The sequence below is a fragment of the Desulfosarcina sp. genome, from assembly GCF_033791525.1.
Taxonomy (GTDB): Bacteria; Desulfobacterota; Desulfobacteria; order Desulfobacterales; family Desulfosarcinaceae; genus Desulfosarcina.
Genome location: NZ_JASJGN010000411.1, coordinates 1 through 3356 on the forward strand (window position 1 = coordinate 1; position 3356 = coordinate 3356).

4 protein-coding genes are annotated in these 3356 nt (G+C 53.1%); all 4 read left to right on the forward strand.

Going from position 1 to position 3356, the window contains the following annotated elements:
• A partial coding sequence (locus tag QNK41_RS20020) for an aldo/keto reductase (protein ID WP_319260692.1) occupies window positions 1–372 on the forward strand: 372 nt, incomplete at its 5' end.
• A 239-nt stretch (window positions 373–611) separates the two neighbouring features.
• Complete coding sequence (locus QNK41_RS20025; protein ID WP_319260695.1) at window positions 612–1310, forward strand: class I SAM-dependent methyltransferase; 699 nt, start codon at window positions 612–614, stop codon at window positions 1308–1310.
• A gap of 253 nt (window positions 1311–1563) precedes the next feature.
• On the forward strand, window positions 1564–2799 hold the full coding sequence (locus QNK41_RS20030) for an aminotransferase class V-fold PLP-dependent enzyme (RefSeq protein WP_319260698.1): 1236 nt from the start codon (window positions 1564–1566) through the stop codon (window positions 2797–2799).
• Window positions 2800–3005: 206 nt separating this feature from the next.
• Window positions 3006–3356, forward strand: a 351-nt coding sequence (locus QNK41_RS20035) for a hypothetical protein (RefSeq protein ID WP_319260701.1), incomplete at its 3' end; no start/stop codon positions are given.

Sequence of the window (3356 nt, forward strand, 5' to 3'; positions counted from 1 at the left end):
CTGTTTCCCGAACTCGCCCAAGAAGGTCTTTTCGATATATTTCATGTCCGTTACAACGCCGCCCACCGCGGTGTGGAAACTGAAACCTTTCCCCATCTCATTGGCGACAACCGTCCCGGTGTGGTGGGCTTCACGGCCACCGACTGGCGCAAACTTCTCGGAAAAAGAAAGCTGCCACACGGCGAAAGACCGCTGACTGCCGCCGAGTGCTATCGTTTCGTGCTGTCCCATCCGGATGTGGATGTTTGCATGATGGGGGCCAAAACGATGGACCAGATGCGGGAGAACCTGGCGGTGCTGGAGCAGGGGCGGTTGACGGCGGAAGAGATGGAACGGGTGCGAATGATTGGCAAGCGTGTTTATGGAAAATGAAAACCACTGACAAGACATGAAACCACGGAACACACTGAAGACAAGGATAGAGCGTTTGTTTGAGAAATAAGAGATGTTGTCTGCAGAGCTGTTTTGGCCGTTTGAAGTGAAATTCAACGGACCGTACAAAAAGATTATAAACCACCGAAAAAACTGAACGTACCGAATAAATTTTATAATTTCTTTTTCCGAGTCTTCCTTGTGTTCCTTGGTTCTATAGAAAATAACAGCCAGAAACCATGCGCCATTTTTTCTACCGCCTCAGCGGCCAGCTCAGTCATCCCCGGGGCATTGCCGGGCGAATAATTGCCTTCCTCATGAACCACACCAATGCCAAGATGTATGGCATGGCCTTCGATTTGCTCGATGTCCAACCCCGGGACCGGCTGCTGGAAATTGGATTTGGAAACGGAAAATACCTCAGGCGGGCCCTGATGCTGGCCCCCGGGGGGCGGGTGGCGGGCATTGACTGGTCCGGAACCATGGTACAATCGGCCCGCCGCAGGAATCGTCCGTTTGTTGATTCGGGCCGGATTGAAATTCAAAAGGCCGGCGTCGACCTCATTCCCTATCCGGACCGGCTCTTCGACAAGGTTTTCACCCTCAACACCCTGTACTTCTGGCAAGCGCCTGAAAAAGCCTTCCATGAGATCCATCGGGTGTTGAAGCCCGGCGGTGTGCTGGTCTTGGGCATGAACACCCGGAAGGCCATGGAAAAGAGCCACTACGACAGACGGTATTTCACCTTCTACCATCAGGAGGAAGTGGAACGATTGCTTAATGAGTGCGGGTTTGGCAATGTGTTGCATGTCTATGACAAGATGGCGGTCGAAGACGCCCTGTGCTTCCGGGCCAGGGCACGGGACTCCGGCGCGGATCGTTGCCTGGCATCGGATCGACCCATCACCCCGCCACCAACCGGCAACCAAAGCGTTTAATCCGAAACCGGTAACCTATCAGCCTTTTGCGAAAGATCCGACCCTGAAACCACAGAACACACCGAATACACGGAAAGACCGCTTACAGGAGAATATAAGAATATTTAATTGACCACGGACCATACTGAATACACGGAAAGGTTTTTTTAATCTCTTCTTCCGTGTCCTCCGTGTATTCCGTGGTTAAAAATGATAAGCTTTATGCGTTATTTTCAGTATTATCCGAGAATCCCGTGGTTGAAAAGGAAATTTAATGAACTTAGACATCGACTTCATCCGTTCCCAGTACCCGGTCTTCGCCAACCCTGACACCGCCCGTTGGGCGATGTTCGAAAACGCCGGCGGCTCTTATGTCCCCCGCCAGGTAATCGACCGCCTCCACGAATTTTTCCAGTTCACCAAGGTCCAGCCCTACGGCCCCTTCGAGGCTTCCATCAAGGCCGGCGAGGCCATGGAGGCCGGCTACCGGGCCATGGCCGGCCTGCTGAACTGCGATCCGGACGAACTGACCCTGGGCCCGTCCACCACCATGAATTTCTACGTCCTGGCCCAGGCGATCCGGCCCCTGCTGGAACCCGGCGACGAGATCATCGTCACCAACCAGGATCACGAGGCCAATATCGGCTGCTGGCGGCGCCTGGCGGAGTTTGGCGCGGTGATCAGGGAATGGCAGATCGATCCGCAGACCGGTGAGTTGGCAATCGAGGATCTCAAATCCCTGGTAGGCAAGCGGACCCGGCTGGTCTGTTTCACCCTCTGCTCCAACATCGTGGGGACAATGCACGATTTCAACGCCATCTGTGACATTGCCCACGACGCCGGGGCGCTGGCCATCGGCGACGGGGTCTCCTTCGCACCCCACCGGGTGCTGGACGTCAATAAGAGCGGTCTGGATTTATACCTTTTCAGCACCTACAAAACCTTCGGTACCCACCTGGGGGTCATGTGGGGAAAGCCATCCGTTCTCGACACCCTCGAACCCCAGGGCCACTATTTCAACCGGGACCTGCCGCACTACAAGTTCAACCCGGCCGGGCCGCTGCACGCCCAGATCGGGGCGCTGGCCGGCATCGAGGAATACATCGATACGCTTTACGACCACCATTTCGATGATGCGGCGCCTGGTTTTCACGCCCAGGCCGCACGGGTTTTCGATCTTTTTTCTGAACACGAGACCGTCCAGGCCAATCGGGTGTTGGCAGCGATACGCGCCATTCCCGGTGCCCGGATCATCGGGCAGGACCCGGCCGTGGAAGGGTCGCGGGCCGCGACCATTGCGTTTACGCTGGACGGGATGCGATGCAGTGATGTAGTCAAGCGCCTTGTGGAGAAGCATATTGCCGTGCGTAACGGACACTTCTATGCGCTTCGCTGCATTGAGGCGCTGGGGATCCAGGACACCGATGAAGGGATTATCAGGATCAGTCTGGTGCATTACAATACTGAAGAAGAGGTCAGTAGGTTAGTGAAGGGGTTGGAAAGTTTGTAAGGCGTCCAGGAAACAATCAAACTTAGACTTGACTCCCAAATCGTTTTTTAAGTCTGAGGCCTCCTGGTTAACTTTGGATTAAGTAAGAGTCAATAGCAGACTTGACCCCTTTACTTGTCCAGGGTACCAGAAAGCTCTTGGATTCAACCCGAAGCTATTTGTTGGGATATGCGACAACTCTCTCATCAAAGGTTCAAAATCGCCTCATGAATGAAAAATCAAGAATTGCTGTTTCAAAGAATCTGATCGCGACCGCACCAATCAGTTTGGTCAAAAGAGCAGACGAGCGTCTTAACGAAAGGGTAGGGCGTTTTATCTCAGGCTATAAGCGGCAGATTTCTGAAAGACAAAAGGATCTGTTGAATTTGAAAAGGAGGTTTCAGCCCGATCGTTTCGTACGAAGAATCCAACAGGAGCAAGAATGCATCTGTGATTGGCGGAACAGATTTCTACAGAGATTCAGAACCGGAATCCAAATACACAAACAACGGATGAGTCATCTATCTGGTCGATTCAGATTGGAATCGGTCATCAATTACATTGAAAATGAAAAGACC